Below are 14,682 nucleotides of genomic sequence, written 5' to 3' on the forward strand. Positions count from 1 at the left end.
TGCGTTATCGATCTGGTCGAAAGCACGAGCAGCACCGCCGTAGGTTTTAGCCAGTACGGTGGTGATTGCAGCGGTCAGAGTAGTTTTACCGTGGTCGACGTGGCCGATAGTACCAACGTTGACGTGCGGTTTTGTACGTTCAAATTTTTCTTTAGACACGGCTATATTCCTTACTATAGTGCTCTCCCCTTCAGGAGAGAGCACGGGACTTAGGTTTTAACCCCGGGGATTATTTACCACGGGCTTCGATTACGGCCTGAGCAACGTTGTTCGGCGCATCATCATACTTCAGGAATTCCATGGTGTATGATGCACGACCTTTGGTCAGAGAACGCAGCTGAGTTGCATATCCGAACATTTCAGACAGCGGAACTTCAGCGTGGATCTTAACGCCAGTTACTTCAGATTCCTGACCGCGCAGCATACCGCGACGACGGCTCAAGTCACCGATAACATCACCAGTGTTCTCTTCCGGAGTTTCTACTTCAACCTTCATGATAGGCTCAAGCAGAACAGGTTTTGCTTTCTTAAAGCCTTCTTTAAAGGCGATAGAAGCAGCCAGTTTAAACGCCAGTTCAGAGGAGTCAACGTCGTGGTAAGAACCGAAGTGCAGACGAATACCCATGTCTACAACCGGATAACCAGCCAGCGGACCAGACTTCAGCTGTTCCTGGATGCCTTTATCAACGGCCGGGATGTATTCGCCAGGAATTACACCACCTTTAATGTCGTTGATGAACTCGTAACCTTTCGGGTTAGAGCCCGGCTCCAGCGGGTACATGTCGATAACGACGTGACCATACTGACCGCGACCACCAGACTGTTTCGCGTGTTTACCTTCGATATCGGTAACTTTCGCGCGAATCGCTTCGCGGTAAGCAACCTGAGGTTTACCGACGTTCGCTTCAACGTTGAATTCACGCTTCATACGGTCAACGATGATGTCGAGGTGCAGCTCACCCATACCAGCGATGATGGTCTGGTTAGATTCTTCGTCAGTCCATACGCGGAATGACGGGTCTTCTTTAGCCAGACGACCCAGAGCCAGACCCATTTTTTCCTGGTCAGCTTTGGTTTTCGGTTCTACTGCGATGGAGATTACCGGCTCAGGGAATTCCATACGTTCCAGAATGATCGGCGCATCTTGATCACACAGAGTGTCACCAGTGGTTACGTCTTTCAGACCGATTGCAGCAGCGATATCGCCCGCGCGAACTTCTTTGATCTCTTCACGTTTGTTAGCGTGCATCTGAACGATACGACCGAAACGCTCACGTGCAGCTTTCACGGAGTTCAGTACGGTATCACCAGAGTTAACCACACCGGAGTACACACGGAAGAAGGTCAGGTTACCAACAAACGGGTCGGTAGCGATTTTGAACGCCAGTGCAGCGAACGGCTCGTCATCACTTGCGTGACGCTCAGCCGGCGTGTCTTTACCGTCGTCCAGGATACCGTTGATCGCCGGAACATCGATTGGGGATGGCAGGTAATCAATTACCGCATCCAGCATCGCCTGAACACCTTTGTTCTTGAACGCAGAACCACAGGTTACCAGGATGATTTCGTTGTTCAGAACGCGCTGACGCAGAGCACCTTTGATTTCTGCTTCAGTCAGTTCTTCACCACCCAGGTATTTCTCCATCAGCTCTTCAGAAGCTTCCGCAGCGGATTCCAGCAGGTTCTGGTGCCATTCGTCAGCCAGTTCCTGCATATCTGCCGGGATATCTTCGTAGGTGAAGGTTACACCTGCGTCTTCTTCGTTCCAGTTGATGGCTTTCATTTTCACCAGGTCAACAACACCGGTGAAATGTTCTTCAGCACCAATTGCCAGCTGCAGCGGAACCGGGTTCGCGCCCAGACGGGTTTTGATCTGACCAACAACTTTCAGGAAGTTTGCACCCATGCGGTCCATTTTGTTAACGAACGCAATGCGTGGAACTTTATATTTGTTAGCCTGACGCCATACGGTTTCAGACTGTGGCTGAACACCACCAACTGCGCAGTAAACCATTACCGCACCATCAAGAACACGCATGGAACGTTCTACTTCGATAGTGAAGTCAACGTGCCCCGGGGTGTCGATGATGTTTACGCGATGCGGTTCATACTGCTTAGCCATACCAGACCAGAATGCAGTAGTCGCTGCGGAAGTGATGGTAATACCACGTTCCTGCTCCTGCTCCATCCAGTCCATGGTAGCCGCGCCGTCGTGAACTTCACCGATTTTGTGGTTTACACCGGTGTAGAACAGAATACGTTCGGTAGTAGTGGTTTTACCGGCGTCGATGTGCGCACTGATACCGATGTTACGGTAGCGTGCGATGGGTGTTGTACGAGCCATTTGATTCCTCGTTTATCTTTTTAGGCGTTCAGTTAAGTAACCCAAAGCGGGCTGCTTCGCTGAAGCGCCCGCCTGGTGACTAATACTCCGAAGGGATTACCAACGGTAGTGTGCGAACGCCTTGTTGGCTTCGGCCATACGGTGAACGTCTTCACGTTTCTTAACTGCAGTACCTTTGTTGTCTGCAGCATCAGTGAGTTCGTTCGCCAGGCGCAGAGCCATGGATTTATCACCGCGTTTACGAGCAGCTTCAACGATCCAACGCATTGCCAGAGCATTACGACGGACCGGACGGACTTCAACTGGTACCTGATAAGTAGAACCACCAACGCGGCGAGACTTAACTTCGACAGTCGGGCGCACGTTTTCGAGAGCTACTTCGAAAGCTTCCAGTTCATTTTTACCAGAGCGCTGAGCCAGGGTCTCCAGCGCGCTGTATACGATAGTTTCTGCAGTAGATTTTTTACCATCTACCATCAGGATGTTGACAAATTTAGCCAGCAGTTCTGATCCGAACTTAGGATCCGGCAGGATTTTACGCTGACCAATGACGCGACGACGTGGCATGGAAATACTCCGTTGTTAATTCAGGATTGTCCAAAACTCAAAGAGTTTAGTTTGACATTAATTTAAAACGTTTGGCCTTACTTAACGGAGAACCATTAAGCCTTAGGACGCTTCACGCCATACTTGGAGCGAGCTTGCTTACGGTCTTTAACGCCGGAGCAGTCAAGCGCACCACGAACGGTGTGGTAACGAACACCCGGAAGGTCTTTTACACGACCGCCACGGATCAGGATCACGGAGTGCTCCTGCAGGTTATGACCTTCACCACCGATGTAGGAGGTTACTTCAAAACCGTTAGTCAGACGAACACGGCAAACTTTACGCAGTGCGGAGTTCGGTTTTTTAGGAGTGGTGGTATATACACGAGTACATACGCCACGTTTCTGCGGGCAGGCTTCCAGTGCCGGCACGTTGCTTTTTGCAACTTTGCGAGCACGTGGTTTGCGAACCAGCTGGTTAACTGTTGCCATTAAATAGCTCCTGGTTTTAGCTTTTGCTTCGTAAACACGTAATAAATCGCCTCATATAATATGAGGACGCAGAATTTTAGGGCGGTGTCGAAAAGGTGTCAAGAAATATACAACAACCTGGCATCTACCAGGCCATTTGAGACGCATGTTTTACCGCCAGCCTGACGAAGTCAGTATAGCCAACCCTGACGACACTGTTCGAAATTTGACCGTACAGCCCACGCGCTTCAACATCTTCATTCAGCACGTGTAGGGATATGGGGGCAGAACGGAGAATATCAAGAAAGCGGCTGCCCTCAATTGCCGCCACCACGCCATCAGAGCGAAGCAGCAGGTCATCCCCCTCTTTCACCACGCGCAGTAGCGCGGTGATGTCCGTATGCCAGGGAGAAGTACTTAGGGTATGCAGCATAGACGCCTCAGAAGTGAAGAATCACATCATAGCCATCAAGCTGCTGACGAAGCGCATCAGGCTCCAGCAACTCAACGTCTGTGACAAAGGCCGTGGCCGCACTTAAGCCGCGCTCACGCAGAGACGCCGCGCACAGCCAGACGTTCTCAATATCGTAGAGTGGCATCAGCTTAAAGGTGGCGATGTAATCGCGGGCCAGCACCGTCGACGGTTTTTGATCGCTCAGCAGTTGAAACACCCCGTCGCCGATAAAAAATACGCCGAGATCGTCACTTAACGCGGATGCGGCCAGCAGGGCATCGAGCCCTTCACGCCCGGAGGCGCTCCCGTGCGGCGCCGTCGAAAAAACAAAAGCGACACGTTTCATCAGAACTGCACCATGCGATCGCAGGTCAACGAGGCTTGCGCCAACGCACCCAACCCGCTCAGAGAAAACCCAGGCTGAAGATTAAAACCAGGCAGCGACAGATTTTTCGCTTCGGTTTCATCCGTGACACCACGACGTAGCGCCGCCGCCACACAAATATGCAACTCGACGCCTTGTTCATCATGCAGCTGCTGCCAGCCGCGCACCACGTCGAACTCATCGCTGGCAGGCGCGGTAAGCTGATTGGCGTTGTAGACGCCCTCGCGATAAAAGAACACGCAGGCAAGCTCGTGACCTTCGCTCAGCACCGCCTGCGCAAACTGCAGCGCGCTGCTGGCGTGTTGCGTCCCGTAGGCCGGGCCGGTCACCATGATGGCAAAACGCATTACTTATCTTGCCCCACAAAGTCGCCGCTTTTGAACTGGCGAATGTAGAGATACACCGTGTGTTTGGAGATGTTCAGGCGGTCGGCCACCTGATTAATCGCATCCTTGATATCAAAGATGCCTTTCTCGTAAAGGTTGAGCACGATCTGGCGATTTTTAGCGTTATTGGAAACGTTACGATCGGCATTCACCTCTTCAATCGTGAACTCCAGCGTCTGGGTGACCAGGTCTTCAACCGAAGAGGCAAAGTTAACCTGCGAATTCACTTCCGGCGTTTCCGGCGGAATAAAGGTGTTCATGATTTGTGAGAAAGGCACATCAAGGTTCATGTTGATGCACAGCAGCCCAATGACACGTTGTTCGCGATTGCGGATCGCGATGGTCACGGACTTCATCAGCACGCCACTTTTGGCACGAGTAAAATAGCATTTGGAAACGCTGCTATCTGCGCCGGTCATATCGTGCAGCATGCGCAGGGCCAGGTCGGTAATCGGCGAGCCGATTTTCCGTCCGGTATGTTCGCCGTTAGCGATTCGAATAGCCGAGCACTTCAGGTCCTGCAAAGAATGCAGCACAATTTCACAATGGGAACCAATGAGCATCGCTAACCCGTCCACGACCGCTTCGTAGGACTTCAGGATCTCGAAATCGGTTTTATCGAAAGGACGTTGATCCAGTAAATCAAGTTCACTGGTTTCGTTGGTTAAAAGCGACCTGGACATGTAAAAAAGCACTCCTTTTCAGGAGCCTGTCGTTATGTTGTCAGGGCAGGCTCATCACTAATAGGGGGATCTAAAGTAATACGCGCACCTGGCGCTTTCCAGCATTAATTATATCAGGCAGGTAATAAAAAGCCGCCGCCCAATGGGCGGCGGCTATCAGACTCTTATTTTTTGTCTGCGGTTGCAGCTTTCTCAGCTGGCGCAGCGTCAGCTTTCGCGTCCGCTTTTGGTGCTGGCTTAACGTCTAACAGTTCAACGTCGAAGACCAGGGTGGAGTTAGCCGGGATACCCGGAACGCCGGTTTTACCGTAAGCCAGATCCGGTGGGATAACCAGCTTGATTTTGCCGCCTTTTTTGATGTTTTTCAGGCCTTCAGTCCAGCCTGGGATCACGCCATCAAGACGGAAAGAGAGCGGCTCGCCACGAGTATAAGAGTTATCGAACTCTTTACCGTCGATCAGCGTGCCTTTGTAGTTTACTACCACGGTGTCGCTATCGGTCGGTGCGCTACCGGTACCCGCTTTCTCTACTTTGTACAGCAGGCCAGTAGAAGAGGTTTTCACATCTTTCTCTTTGGCGAATTTCGCGCGGTACTCTTTACCTTTCGCTTCGTTATCCGCGGCGTCTTTCTCCATCTTCGCCTGAGCGGAAGACTTCACGCGCGCTTCGAAAGCCTGCAGGGTTTGCTCGATTTCCTGATCGGATAGTTTGCTCTTATCAGCAAATGCGTCCTGAACACCGGCGATCAGCTGATCTTTATCCAGTTTGATGCCCAGTTTTTCCTGTTCTTTCAGGGAGTTTTCCATGTAACGACCCAGCGAAGCACCCAGTGCATAAGCGGATTTCTGGTCGTCGTTTTTGAAAGCGGATTTGCTTTCTGCGGCTGCTGCGGTTTTCGCAGAGTCAGCGGCAAACGCCAGCGGCGCATTCAGTGCAACGGCCATCGTGGTTGCCAGAAGCGTTACTTTAAACAGTGATTTCATCCATCTCTCCAGGGCCGGGGCCTCTCGCCCCAAGATTTACTAAGTGAGAAGCGTACTATATAGCCTTGCAGAACAAATCTACATACGAACGCTCCTGATTCTCGACACTTTTCAGACTATTTTTGTTTAAATTAGTTTCCCCGTTGACGAAGGAATGCTGCGTGAGAGCCGAAAGTTAAGTAGAATCCGCGGCACCGGGAAGCACGCCGGAACTCACAGCGAAGAGGTTAATGATGCAAGAAATGAGTATTGAAGCGCGGATGGAAGAACTTGAAAGCCGCCTGGCGTTTCAGGAGATCACCATTGAAGATCTTAACCAAACGGTCACCCAGCATGAGCTGGAAATGGCGAAACTGCGCGATCATCTGCGGTTACTGACGGAGAAACTGAAGGCCAGTCAACCGTCTAATCTCGCGTCCCAGTCAGAAGAGACGCCACCGCCTCACTATTGAGACGTAAAAAAAGCGGGATTATTCCCGCTTTTTTGTTGCCGGATGGCGCTTCGCTTATCCGGCCTACAAGATAATCTTATGTAGGCCGGGTAACGCAACGCCGTCCTCCGGCGAAGGCTGAATTAATGGCAACCGCAACCGCCGTTACCACAACCGCCTTTACCGTGTTCATGACCATGGTCGTGACCGTGGCCGCCGCAGCAACCATCGTGGTCATGATCGTGATCGTGGTCGTGGCCGTTCGCACCGTGAACGTGGCCATGAGCCAGTTCTTCTTCGGTTGCTTCACGGATAGCCACAACTTCCACGTTAAATTTCAGATTCTGACCCGCCAGCATGTGGTTACCATCAACCACAACGTGATCGTCTTCGACTTCGGTGATTTCAACCGGAACCGGGCCCTGGTCAGTTTCTGCCAGGAAGCGCATGCCAACCTGCAGTTCGTCAACGCCCATGAACACGTCTTTAGGAACGCGCTGCACCAGGTTTTCGTCATACTGACCGTAAGCGTCGTTCGCGCCAACAGCCACATCGAATTTATCGCCAACTTCGTGACCTTCCAGCGCTGTTTCCAGGCCAGAGATCAGGGAACCGTGACCATGCAGGTAGTCCAGCGGCGCACTTACCGGAGACTCATCAACCAACACACCGTCTTCTGTACGTACCTGATAGGCCAGGCTGACCACCAGGTCTTTTGCTACTTTCATGATATCTCCTGAGCAAGGGAAGAATAGTGGCGCAGATTGTAGCGGAATTCTGCACTCGTGTACCCCTTAGCTTAAAAAAAGGCGAGCGATAACGCTAGTCGGGATGAAAAATGCCAATCACTTGCTCATCTTTGCGAACATGCTCGCGGGCTTCTTTATCTGCTTCCCGCATCTGATGACCACACTTAACGCATTCAACAATATCAACATTATTTTCGCGCCACATGGCCATGGAATCCTGCGCCTGACACGCCGGGCATTTCGCGCCCGCGATAAACCGTTTACGTACCGCCATACTTCACCTTTTATTCAAATTCATCCCAGCCATCCAGCTGACGTCGCTCCTGTTGCATCTCGCGCTGGAAGATCTCTTCCAGCTCGCGCCGCGCTTCCCGCACGCGCGAAATCTGTTGCGTATCGCTGTGCACGGGCATCAGCTCGCGCAGCATCCGCATATCGAGCCGACGGAAGTGCAGTTGCGCCCGCTGTGCCTGATGAGGATGCATTCCCGTAGAAATAAGCGCCTTACGCCCCAGTTCCAGCGCGCTGGAAAAGGTCTCACGGGAAAACTGTAACACGCCCGCCTGCAGCAGTTCGTGCGCTTCCACACGTCCCCGGGCACGCGCCATAATATTGAGGTGCGGAAAGTGCTGCTGGCAGATTTCCACCAGCTTCATGGTGTCTTCCGGATCGTTACAGGTGATGACAATTGACTGTGCCTGCTCCGCCCCGGCGGAACGCAGCAACTCAACCTGCGTCGCATCACCGTAGTAAACCTTATAACCATATTTACGCATCAGATTGACCGCACTGATATCCCGTTCCAGCACGGTAATGCGCAGCTTGTTCGCCATCAGCAAGCGGCCAATCACCTGACCAAAACGGCCAAAGCCGACCACGATCACCTGTGGCTTATCATCTTCCACCCACGGCGCTTCCTCTTCTTCTTCCGGGCCGTTAAAGCGGCGCGACAGCACGCGGTCGATGGCTTTCATCAGCAGCGGCGTCGTCATCATCGACAGGGTTACGGTCACCAACAGCAGCGCCATCTGGTCGTCTTTAAAGAGCTTCACGCTCGATGCGGCGGAAAAGAGCACAAACGCAAACTCACCGCCCTGACTGAGCACGCCAGCGAACTGCATCCGCTCGGAACTACGCAGGCCATGCAGCCGCGCCAGCACGTACAGCACCAGCGTTTTCACCGCCACCAGCACCACCACGCTGCCCACCACCCACAGAATATGGGTGTAGAGCACGCCAAGATTCAGCGCCATGCCAACGGAAATAAAGAACAGCCCCAGCAGCAGGCCTTTAAAGGGCTCGATAGCTGTTTCCAGTTCGTGACGATATTCACTTTCCGCCAGCAGCACCCCGGCAATAAACGTCCCAAGCGCCATTGAAAGTCCCAGCGCATCCATAAACAGCGCGGAACCCAACACCAGCAGCAGCGTCGCCGCCGTAAACACTTCGCGCACGCCGGAGGCGGCGATAAACCGGAACACCGGACGCAGCAGGTAACGCCCGCCAATCAACACGCCACCAAATACCAGCACTTTCATGCCGACAGCCATCCAGTCGACGTGATCGTCGCCAGACCCTGCCAGCAGCGGCACCAGTGCCAACGCGGGAATAACCGCTAAATCCTGAAACAGCAGCACCGAAAAACCGAGTTGCCCCGATTCGCTGCGGTTCATGCCCTTCTCGCGCATTAATTGCAGCGCCATCGCCGTCGATGACATCGCCAGGCCAATCCCGCCAATCACCGCTGTCTGCCAGGAAAAATCCGTCAGCATCAGCAGGCCACCGAGGATAAGCGCGCTGAAAATAACCTGTGCCGCGCCGATACCGAAAATAGGTCGCCGCAGTTGCCAGAGTTTGGCCGGATTCAGTTCAAGCCCAATGATGAACATCAGAAAGACGACGCCCAGCTCCGAAAAGTGAAGAATTTCATCGACGTCGCTGATAAATCCGAGCCCCCATGGGCCGATAGCAATCCCCGCCAGCAGGTAGCCCAGTACCGCGCCAATGCCCAAACGGGCAGCGAGCGGCACCGCCACCACGGCGGCAAACAGAAACAGCACGCCGGCCAGTAACAAATCGGAACCTTCCATCAGCGGCCTCCCGGCGCAATCGGTGAAGCCAGCCACTCACCGTACGCTTTCGCGTGACTTGCCAGCTCTTCCGGCGATTGACGGCGCGCCCAGTAGATAATCATCGGGTTCATCCAGTGCATCCGGCACATCGCCGCCGTCAGTTCAAAGGGACGTAAAATATCGCTCATGGGATAGCGGTTCAGCGCGTCATAACGGTAAGCACTTTCTGGCTCGCCAGTGGTAATGACGCTACGCCAGTACTTTCCCGCCAGTTGGTTGCCCCCCACCCCGCTGGCAAAACCACGGCTTAACACGCGATCCAGCCACTCTTTGAGCAATGCCGGGCAACTGTAGGTATAAAGCGGATGCTGGAACACAATCACCTCGTGCTCGCGCAGCAGCGCCTGTTCACGCGGGATATCAATAAAAAAATCAGGATAGTTTGCGTACAAGTCATGCACGGTCACGTTGCTCAGCTGTGTGGCAGGCTTGAGCAAAACCCGGTTCGCCACCGAGTCCTGTGATTCCGGATGGGCATACAGCAGCAATACTTTCGGCGTCTGCGACATCATTCCCCTCCGTTTATCATTTCCGGGCGCACGCGCAGCAGGAATGATTTTGTGTATCGTCATCATTTTGGGCTACCATTGCGGCCCGGTGTGGCGATTCGCTCACCACATTACATTATCACAATGACAATTTAACATACCCAGAACATACGGCGCCTTATGATTGTTTTCTCCTCGTTACAAATTCGACGCGGCGTGCGCGTCCTGCTGGACAACGCAACAGCCACCATTAACCCAGGGCAGAAAGTCGGCCTGGTGGGGAAAAACGGCTGCGGCAAATCCACGCTGCTGGCGTTATTGAAGAACGAGTTAAGCGCCGATGGCGGTAGCTTTACCTTCCCCGGCAACTGGCAACTGGCCTGGGTGAATCAGGAAACGCCTGCTCTGGCAGAGCCTGCACTGGAGTATGTTATTGACGGCGACCGTGAATATCGCCAGCTTGAAGCGCAACTGAATGCCGCCAATGAGCGTAACGACGGCCATGCCATCGCCACCGTTCATGGCAAACTGGACGCGATTGACGCATGGACCATCCGCGCACGCGCGTCCAGCCTGCTACACGGTTTGGGCTTCAGTAACGAGCAGCTTGAACGTTCGGTGAGCGATTTTTCCGGTGGCTGGCGGATGCGTTTAAACCTGGCGCAGGCGCTGATTTGCCGTTCCGATTTACTGCTGCTCGATGAACCGACAAACCACCTCGATCTCGACGCGGTTATCTGGCTGGAGAAATGGCTGAAGAGCTATCAGGGCACGCTGATCCTGATTTCGCACGACCGCGACTTCCTCGATCCGATCGTCGACAAAATTATTCATATCGAACAGCAGGCGATGTTCGAATACACCGGCAACTACAGCTCTTTCGAACGTCAACGCGCGACGCGTCTGGCCCAGCAGCAGGCGACCTACGAAAGCCAGCAACAGCGCGTGGCGCACCTGCAAAGCTTTATCGACCGCTTTAAAGCCAAAGCCAGCAAAGCCAAACAGGCGCAGAGCCGCGTGAAAATGCTGGAACGTATGGAGCTTATCGCCCCGGCGCACGTCGATAACCCGTTCCACTTCAGCTTCCGCGCGCCGGAAAGCCTGCCAAGCCCGCTCCTTAAAATGGAGAAAGTCAGCGCAGGCTACGGTGAGCGCATTATTCTCGACTCGATTAAACTGAATCTGGTACCCGGCTCGCGCATCGGCCTGCTCGGGCGCAACGGCGCGGGTAAATCGACGCTGATTAAAATGCTGGCCGGTGAACTTAGCCCGATAAGCGGCGAGATTGGCCTGGCGAAAGGCATCAAGCTCGGCTACTTCGCTCAGCATCAACTGGAGTTCCTGCGTGCCGATGAGTCACCGATTCAACATCTCGCGCGCTTAGCGCCGCAGGAATTAGAACAGAAGCTGCGAGATTACCTCGGCGGCTTCGGTTTCCAGGGCGATAAAGTCAGCGAACCGACCGGGCGTTTCTCCGGCGGTGAAAAAGCGCGTCTGGTGCTGGCGTTAATCGTCTGGCAACGCCCGAACCTGCTGCTGCTCGATGAACCGACTAACCACCTTGACCTCGATATGCGTCAGGCTTTGACCGAAGCACTCATTGAGTTTGAAGGCGCGCTGGTTGTCGTCTCGCACGACCGTCACCTGCTGCGCTCCACCACCGATGACCTCTATCTGGTTCACGATGGCAAAGTCGAACCGTTCGATGGCGATCTGGAGGATTATCAAAAGTGGCTGAGCGATTCGCAGAAACAGGAAGCGCAGGCGGACGACGCCCCTAAAGATAACGTCAACAGCGCGCAAGCGCGTAAAGATCAGAAGCGTCGCGAAGCGGAACTGCGCACACTCACACAGCCGCTGCGTAAAGAGATTGCCCGTCTGGAAAAAGAGATGGAGAAGCTCAACGCGAAGCTTGCCAGTGCGGAAGAAAAACTGGGCGACAGCGAACTTTACGATCAGAGCCGCAAAGCGGAACTGACTGAATGTTTGCAACAGCAGGCGCAGGCAAAAGCGGGGCTGGAAGAGGCTGAAATGGCCTGGCTGGATGCGCAGGAGCAGTTAGAAGCCATGCTGCAAAGCGAATAAAGGCGACACACCATGAACCCGGTAACGACCAACGACATCACCTTCCGCAAGCTGGCGATCTTCATGACCTTTATGGAGAAAGGCAATATCGCCCGTACCGCCGAGGCGCTGGAGCTCAGCGGCGTGAGCGTGCATCGCGCGCTGCACACGCTGGAAGAGAACGTCCGTTGTCCGTTGTTCATCCATAAAGGCCGCAACCTGGTCGCGCTTCCGGCGGCCTGGACGCTGCTGGAGTATTGTCAGGAAGTCACTCAACTGATGGCGCGCGGGCTGGAAGAAGCGCGTAAAACAGCGGGTGTTGGTCAGGGGCGTCTGCGCGTCGGTACGCTCTATTCATTGACGCTGGAAACTGTGCCGCGCCTGATTATGGGTATGAAACTGCGGCGTCCGGATCTGGAGCTTGACCTCACCATGGGCTCCAACGATACCCTGCTGCATATGCTGGAAGACGGCACGCTGGATGCGATCATCATCTCTATTTCTGAGAGTGATATCGACCGCAACAACATGGAAGTGCTGCCACTGTTCCACGACGACATCTTCCTCGCCGCGCCCGCCTCCGCTTCGCTGAAGCCCGACGCGCTTGCCGACCTACGCGATTATCGCGACCAGAAATTTGTCTCACTGGCGGAAGGGTTTGCCACCTACGCAGGTTTTCAGGAAGCGTTTCACATCGCCGGGTTTGAACCGGAGATCGTGACAAGGGTGAATGATATTTTCTCGATGTTGAGTCTGGTACAGGCAGGTGTAGGATTTACCCTGATGCCAGGGCGCATGAAGAAGGTGTATGAGAATTCGGTACAGTTGCTGAAGCTTTCGCAGCCGTACCAGATGCAGCAGCTCATCGCGATTGTATTCAGCCGCAACCGCGAGCAGGACCCGAACCTCCGCGCGCTCGCCGCCGAAGGACGTATGTACGCGCGGAGCCTGGACGAGAACGCCTGAGCCGTTGCCGGATGGCGGCTACGCCTTATCCGGCCTACAAAAACATCCCACATTCTGGTAGGCCCGATAAGCGCAGCGCCACCGGGCAAATCACCGCAGCCGCTGCGCCAGATGCACCGCAACATCCACGCCGCTACGCTCCAGCGAAATCGACTCGCCTTCCCACGCCGCCTGACGCGTTAAACAGGTCAAAATGCCGCCCGGCGGCATCTCAATCGCCAGCCGCGCTTCGCGTTCATTGGCGGAAATCACCGCTTCCTGCCAGCGCACGGTGCGCGCCATATTCATCGCCAAATCATCGGCGATGCGTTCTGGCTGCCATAAGACGCGCCCGGTACTGCCACTCAGATACGCATAACGCGGACGCGTCAGCGTCACGCCGTTAAATGCCTGCACCAGCTTCTGCGCCGGTTGCGCCAATAGTTCACAGTGCGACGGTACGCTCACCGCCAGTCTCGGCGCTTTCGTCGCGCCTTTCGCCATCGCGCGTTTTGCTACGATAGCCATGCCTTCATCCGGGCCGGCAATCACCGTCTGGGTTTCCGCATTCAGGTTGGCGATGTACGTTCCCGTACCTTCCAGCAGCGGCTCAACCTGGTTCAGGGTGAGCCCCATAATCGCCGTTAACCCGTAGCCGTGAGGATACGCCTGCTCCATCAGATCGCCACGCAGCGCCACCAGCTTCAGCGCATCGCGGAAATCGAGCGCCCCTGCCACCACGGCGGCAGGATACGCGCCAATCGACAAACCGCTAACGATATCCGGCGGCACACCTCGCCGCTCCAGTTCCCGCGCCCAGGCAACTCCCGCAATCAGTAGCGACAGCTGTACCGCGCGCGTATGTTTCAGCGCTTCTGGCGTGTCCAGCGTCAGCGCCTCGTCGCCCAGCACCTCGCGGGCCTGCGTCAGTTCATCACCGGGCAGGTTTTGCAGCATGTCGGGGTGTTGCGTGCCCTGACCGGGAAAGGTAAACAGAATTTTCATTATTCCTCCCTGCTCCAGGGGAAGCGAACCCGCCGCGGCCCCTGGCTGGTTTTCAGCAATGCTTTGCCATCGCGCAGCCACTCCGCCAGCGCAAACGCGCCTTCCGGCGTTTCCACCTGGGTATCGGCGCGACACAGCGCGCCGGTGAGTTGCTGCTGCCAGCGTTGCAGCGCCTCGCGCGTTAACGGTTCAGGCGCGCGGATCAACAAATCCAGATCGCTTTCAGCGTGGATCACCGGGATCCCCGTCGCCAGTGCATAACCGGTGCTGCCCGTTACGCCCCACGTCCACGGCCAGCCTTGCTGGGCCAGCATTAACGCCAGTTGAACGGGAGGCTGAGAAATAAACGGAGAACGGAGTAATTCAAGGGGATTGACCAGCGATTCAGGCGAGCACACACGAACGACAGATTCACGTTTCACCCAGCCTGCGGCACGCTGGTCTCGGCGTATTCCGCGCACCCCAACCGGGATGCGCCCCTGCGCATCGACATCACGCCGCACCACCACCGGCAGACCGGTATGCCAGATACCGTCTACCCAATCTTCTGTTACCGATTCCAGCGCATCGCGGGAAATGAGCCAGATAAGGTCATGTGGGCGTAATGTCGTGGTCAT

Annotated in this window: 18 protein-coding genes; 3 read left to right on the top strand and 15 right to left on the bottom strand. The window is 54.8% G+C overall.

Annotated elements, in window-relative coordinates:
* The 9 genes from NMC31_RS20690 to fkpA form a co-directional block, all read right to left on the bottom strand.
* On the bottom strand, positions 1-159 hold a 159-nt coding region (locus NMC31_RS20690), incomplete at its 3' end, for a GTP-binding protein (RefSeq protein ID WP_001543379.1).
* Positions 160-229: 70 nt separating this feature from the next.
* Entirely contained in the window at positions 230-2,344 is a 2,115-nt protein-coding gene (gene fusA, locus NMC31_RS20695; RefSeq protein WP_149464187.1) for an elongation factor G, read from the bottom strand.
* Between the two features lie 96 nt (positions 2,345-2,440).
* Positions 2,441-2,911, bottom strand: a complete 471-nt coding sequence (gene rpsG, locus NMC31_RS20700; protein WP_006817513.1) for a 30S ribosomal protein S7 — start codon at positions 2,909-2,911, stop codon at positions 2,441-2,443.
* Between the two features lie 95 nt (positions 2,912-3,006).
* Complete coding sequence (rpsL, locus tag NMC31_RS20705; RefSeq protein ID WP_000246815.1) at positions 3,007-3,381, bottom strand: 30S ribosomal protein S12; 375 nt, start codon at positions 3,379-3,381, stop codon at positions 3,007-3,009.
* Positions 3,382-3,505: 124 nt separating this feature from the next.
* Complete coding sequence (gene tusB, locus NMC31_RS20710; RefSeq protein WP_253898959.1) at positions 3,506-3,793, bottom strand: sulfurtransferase complex subunit TusB; 288 nt, start codon at positions 3,791-3,793, stop codon at positions 3,506-3,508.
* A gap of 7 nt (positions 3,794-3,800) precedes the next feature.
* Positions 3,801-4,160 (bottom strand): sulfurtransferase complex subunit TusC, encoded by a 360-nt coding sequence (gene tusC / locus NMC31_RS20715; RefSeq protein WP_253898960.1) that lies wholly within the window; start codon positions 4,158-4,160, stop codon positions 3,801-3,803.
* The gene (tusD, locus tag NMC31_RS20720) at positions 4,160-4,546 is read right to left on the bottom strand and encodes a sulfurtransferase complex subunit TusD (RefSeq protein ID WP_253898961.1); all 387 of its coding nucleotides are present in this window, start codon (positions 4,544-4,546) and stop codon (positions 4,160-4,162) included. The genes tusC and tusD overlap by 1 nt, the downstream gene beginning before the upstream one ends.
* Positions 4,546-5,268, bottom strand: a complete 723-nt coding sequence (locus NMC31_RS20725) for a helix-turn-helix transcriptional regulator (RefSeq protein ID WP_015962730.1) — start codon at positions 5,266-5,268, stop codon at positions 4,546-4,548. Before NMC31_RS20725 ends, tusD begins: the two co-directional genes overlap by 1 nt.
* Positions 5,269-5,432: 164 nt before the next feature.
* Positions 5,433-6,251, bottom strand: a complete 819-nt coding sequence (gene fkpA / locus NMC31_RS20730) for an FKBP-type peptidyl-prolyl cis-trans isomerase (RefSeq protein WP_108476640.1) — start codon at positions 6,249-6,251, stop codon at positions 5,433-5,435.
* Between the two features lie 233 nt (positions 6,252-6,484).
* Between fkpA and NMC31_RS20735 the strand changes: the two genes are divergently transcribed.
* Entirely contained in the window at positions 6,485-6,703 is a 219-nt protein-coding gene (locus NMC31_RS20735) for a protein SlyX (protein WP_149464193.1), read from the top strand.
* A 122-nt stretch (positions 6,704-6,825) separates the two neighbouring features.
* Here NMC31_RS20735 and slyD read toward each other — a convergent pair whose 3' ends face one another.
* The 4 genes from slyD to kefG form a co-directional block, all read right to left on the bottom strand.
* Entirely contained in the window at positions 6,826-7,410 is a 585-nt protein-coding gene (gene slyD / locus NMC31_RS20740) for a peptidylprolyl isomerase (RefSeq protein ID WP_113858451.1), read from the bottom strand.
* 94 nt (positions 7,411-7,504) lie between these two features.
* Positions 7,505-7,705 carry a YheV family putative zinc ribbon protein gene (locus tag NMC31_RS20745; RefSeq protein WP_108476637.1) on the bottom strand — a complete coding sequence of 67 codons (201 nt, stop codon included), beginning with the start codon at positions 7,703-7,705 and terminating at the stop codon, positions 7,505-7,507.
* Between the two features lie 10 nt (positions 7,706-7,715).
* Positions 7,716-9,521, bottom strand: a complete 1,806-nt coding sequence (kefB, locus tag NMC31_RS20750) for a glutathione-regulated potassium-efflux system protein KefB (protein ID WP_253898962.1) — start codon at positions 9,519-9,521, stop codon at positions 7,716-7,718.
* A complete protein-coding gene (gene kefG, locus NMC31_RS20755) occupies positions 9,521-10,072 on the bottom strand; it encodes a glutathione-regulated potassium-efflux system ancillary protein KefG (RefSeq protein WP_015962724.1) in 552 nt (183 codons plus the stop codon). The genes kefB and kefG overlap by 1 nt, the downstream gene beginning before the upstream one ends.
* Positions 10,073-10,231: 159 nt before the next feature.
* Here kefG and NMC31_RS20760 point away from each other — a divergent pair, with 159 nt between their 5' ends.
* Both NMC31_RS20760 and NMC31_RS20765 read left to right on the top strand, forming a co-directional pair.
* The gene (locus tag NMC31_RS20760; protein ID WP_253898963.1) at positions 10,232-12,136 is read left to right on the top strand and encodes an ABC transporter ATP-binding protein; all 1,905 of its coding nucleotides are present in this window, start codon (positions 10,232-10,234) and stop codon (positions 12,134-12,136) included.
* A gap of 12 nt (positions 12,137-12,148) precedes the next feature.
* Positions 12,149-13,081: a LysR family transcriptional regulator gene (locus tag NMC31_RS20765; RefSeq protein ID WP_149464180.1), complete on the top strand. Its 933-nt coding sequence runs from the start codon at positions 12,149-12,151 to the stop codon at positions 13,079-13,081.
* Between the two features lie 90 nt (positions 13,082-13,171).
* Here the strand turns inward: NMC31_RS20765 and mdcH are convergent, their stop codons facing one another.
* Complete coding sequence (mdcH, locus tag NMC31_RS20770) at positions 13,172-14,065, bottom strand: malonate decarboxylase subunit epsilon (RefSeq protein ID WP_149464179.1); 894 nt, start codon at positions 14,063-14,065, stop codon at positions 13,172-13,174.
* On the bottom strand, positions 14,065-14,682 hold the full coding sequence (locus NMC31_RS20775) for a malonate decarboxylase holo-ACP synthase (protein ID WP_253898964.1): 618 nt from the start codon (positions 14,680-14,682) through the stop codon (positions 14,065-14,067). The genes mdcH and NMC31_RS20775 overlap by 1 nt, the downstream gene beginning before the upstream one ends.

The sequence above is a fragment of the Pseudocitrobacter vendiensis genome (assembly GCF_943590815.1).
In the GTDB taxonomy this organism is placed as follows: Bacteria; Pseudomonadota; Gammaproteobacteria; order Enterobacterales; family Enterobacteriaceae; genus Pseudocitrobacter; species Pseudocitrobacter vendiensis.

Bases quoted from the DNA above. Each gene is read 5' to 3' on its own strand.
- slyD (WP_113858451.1), bottom strand. From the start codon at position 7,410: ATGAAAGTAGCAAAAGACCTGGTGGTCAGCCTGGCCTATCAGGTACGT.
- fusA (WP_149464187.1), bottom strand. From the start codon at position 2,344: ATGGCTCGTACAACACCCATCGCACGCTACCGTAACATCGGTATCAGT.
- NMC31_RS20735 (WP_149464193.1), top strand. From the start codon at position 6,485: ATGCAAGAAATGAGTATTGAAGCGCGGATGGAAGAACTTGAAAGCCGC.
- NMC31_RS20745 (WP_108476637.1), bottom strand. From the start codon at position 7,705: ATGGCGGTACGTAAACGGTTTATCGCGGGCGCGAAATGCCCGGCGTGT.
- tusC (WP_253898960.1), bottom strand. From the start codon at position 4,160: ATGAAACGTGTCGCTTTTGTTTTTTCGACGGCGCCGCACGGGAGCGCC.
- tusD (WP_253898961.1), bottom strand. From the start codon at position 4,546: ATGCGTTTTGCCATCATGGTGACCGGCCCGGCCTACGGGACGCAACAC.
- kefG (WP_015962724.1), bottom strand. From the start codon at position 10,072: ATGTCGCAGACGCCGAAAGTATTGCTGCTGTATGCCCATCCGGAATCA.
- rpsL (WP_000246815.1), bottom strand. From the start codon at position 3,381: ATGGCAACAGTTAACCAGCTGGTTCGCAAACCACGTGCTCGCAAAGTT.
- tusB (WP_253898959.1), bottom strand. From the start codon at position 3,793: ATGCTGCATACCCTAAGTACTTCTCCCTGGCATACGGACATCACCGCG.
- kefB (WP_253898962.1), bottom strand. From the start codon at position 9,521: ATGGAAGGTTCCGATTTGTTACTGGCCGGCGTGCTGTTTCTGTTTGCC.
- NMC31_RS20760 (WP_253898963.1), top strand. From the start codon at position 10,232: ATGATTGTTTTCTCCTCGTTACAAATTCGACGCGGCGTGCGCGTCCTG.
- rpsG (WP_006817513.1), bottom strand. From the start codon at position 2,911: ATGCCACGTCGTCGCGTCATTGGTCAGCGTAAAATCCTGCCGGATCCT.
- NMC31_RS20725 (WP_015962730.1), bottom strand. From the start codon at position 5,268: ATGTCCAGGTCGCTTTTAACCAACGAAACCAGTGAACTTGATTTACTG.
- mdcH (WP_149464179.1), bottom strand. From the start codon at position 14,065: ATGAAAATTCTGTTTACCTTTCCCGGTCAGGGCACGCAACACCCCGAC.
- NMC31_RS20775 (WP_253898964.1), bottom strand. From the start codon at position 14,682: ATGACCACGACATTACGCCCACATGACCTTATCTGGCTCATTTCCCGC.
- fkpA (WP_108476640.1), bottom strand. From the start codon at position 6,251: ATGAAATCACTGTTTAAAGTAACGCTTCTGGCAACCACGATGGCCGTT.
- NMC31_RS20765 (WP_149464180.1), top strand. From the start codon at position 12,149: ATGAACCCGGTAACGACCAACGACATCACCTTCCGCAAGCTGGCGATC.